We start from the raw sequence: 1946 nt of genomic DNA, 5'->3' as shown, positions 1-1946 counted from the left end.
TGACGCAGATGTCGTCCCGGCGGAGCGCCTCGCTCGCGTCCTCGTAATCGAGGGCCGGTGCGGTCACGGACTCCTCGCTCAGCGCCGCGATGAGCAGCCGAGCGTTGAGCCGCGTCACGTCGATCCCCAGCTGATCGAGTTCGATCTCGTTCGCGCCGAGCTCTCGAGCGGCCGAGATGTACTCGCGAGCCACGCCGCCGCCCCCGACGACGGCACCGATCCGACAGCCCTCCGCGATGAGCTCTTCGATGACGGCAGCGTGTTCGGCGACCCGATCCCCGCCGGGTTCGGGAACGAGGACGCTCCCGCCGATAGAGACGACCACTTTCATACTACACCGGTGTAACGGAGTTGCTATCTTAAGGGTTGCCAACTGCCCGGATGGCGTGGTGACACACCCCTCGAGTGCCGGACCGAACACGTCCGTTGCCGACGCAACCGGGCCGGTCGTTTGCCTACGTCTCGAGCGAGCAGACGAGCGCGTCGCCGTCGCGGTCGAAGTCGGTACCGAAGGGTGCGGACAGCTCTCGCATCCGCTCGCGAGACCACGCGGCGGCCGCCTGACTTGCCTCGTGGACTGCACAGTCGTGGATCTCGGTCGGCTGCAATCGGAGTTCGGTCGGCTGCCCGTCGGACGCCACCGTGAGGACGAACAGAAAGCTCCGATCGTTCCGCAATTCGTCGTCGACTCGGTAGTCGTCGACGAAATCTCCCGCGTCGTAGATGATCGGGCTTCCCTCGTGGATTTCGATCCCCTGGAAGACGTGAGCGCTGTGACCGTGAACGGTGTCGACGCCTTCCTCGACCAGCCAGCGGCCGAACTCTCGGAAGGATTCGGGCGGTTCCGTCACCATGTTCGGCCCCCAGTGCAGCGAGGCGACCAGCAGATCGGGCTCTGTCTCACGTGCGCGCTCGAGCGAATCCGATACGAGCCGCCGCGAGTCCGAATCGTTGACATCCATCTCGATCCGGGCCGTCCCCGGCGAGTCCTCGTCGGCCGCGTACTCCGGCGTGTTGTCAGTAACGGAGACGACCGCCACGTCGAGTCCACTGTCGCTGTCCGCGTTCGGTTTCGGTTCACCGTCGCCGGCGTTGGAGCCGCCGACCGTCCGAATCGCGGGCTCGAAGGCCTCGCCGATCGTTTCGCCTGCACCCGCGTGAGCGATGCCGGCCGCATCGAGCGCCGCGAGGGTATCCCGAAGCGCGACGTCCTCGTAGTCGAGGACGTGGTTGTTCGCCAGCGCGCAGATATCGACATCCACGCGCTCGAGCGCAGGAACAGCCCAGTCGGGATCGGCCCGGAAGTGAAACGGTCGGTGAGTACGTTGCCACTCCCGGCCACGCGTCGAGAGCACGCACTCGAGGTTGATCACGAGTCCGTCAAGCGAGCGCAGTCGCTCGAGGACGGTCCCCCAGACGGCGGCAACGGATCGGCTGCGCTGGCGGTCATCGACGACTCGCCCGAGCATCACGTCGCCCGTGAAGCCGATTCGGAAGGGCATATCGAACGTTTGCGGTGTACGCCCAAAATCCCGGGCCACTCGTTCACGACCTGTTTTCCGTCGCACGGTACCAGAACGGACTGGCTCTCCCGGGTGGGACTTTCCGGCGACAGCTACAAATCCCAACCGCCCTATCGTTCGAACATGCACGTACTGGGTGTTCGCGACGGGGGAGCGGACGGCGACGCGCTCGAGGTGGTCGTCGATCGAACCGTCGATCGGCTCTCCGAGCGAGGCCGCGTCGGGGTCGTCAGGTACGACGCGACGATCGCGGACGGCGCGCAGGCGCGCGAATCGATCACGCTCGGCGGGGACGTCACCTACGACCTCGGGGTCGACGGCGACTGGCTCGCATCGGGGACGGGGCTGTCGGTCGGTGACGCGCTCGACAGGCTGGCGACCGACTGCGAGTACGCGGTCGTCATCGGCACGCCGACGCTTCGC

2 protein-coding genes and 1 pseudogene are annotated in these 1946 nt (G+C 66.5%); 1 reads left to right on the top strand and 2 read right to left on the bottom strand.

The genetic code is table 11. From position 1 onward, the window contains the following. Both PGX04_RS29355 and PGX04_RS29350 read right to left on the bottom strand, forming a co-directional pair. Positions 1 to 331, bottom strand: a 331-nt coding sequence (locus PGX04_RS29355) for an amino acid kinase family protein (protein WP_465263856.1), incomplete at its 3' end; no start/stop codon positions are given. 124 nt (positions 332 to 455) lie between these two features. Further along, positions 456 to 1502, bottom strand: a complete 1047-nt coding sequence (locus tag PGX04_RS29350) for a CapA family protein (protein WP_273741722.1) — start codon at positions 1500 to 1502, stop codon at positions 456 to 458. A gap of 144 nt (positions 1503 to 1646) precedes the next feature. Between PGX04_RS29350 and PGX04_RS29345 the strand changes: the two are divergent. After that, a pseudogene (locus PGX04_RS29345) lies at positions 1647 to 1946 on the top strand (molybdopterin synthase); the annotation flags it as partial.

The sequence above is a fragment of the Natrinema soli genome, from assembly GCF_028618695.1.
Note: the sequence above shows the minus strand (reverse complement) of the source record. Positions and strands in the feature narration are given on the sequence as shown.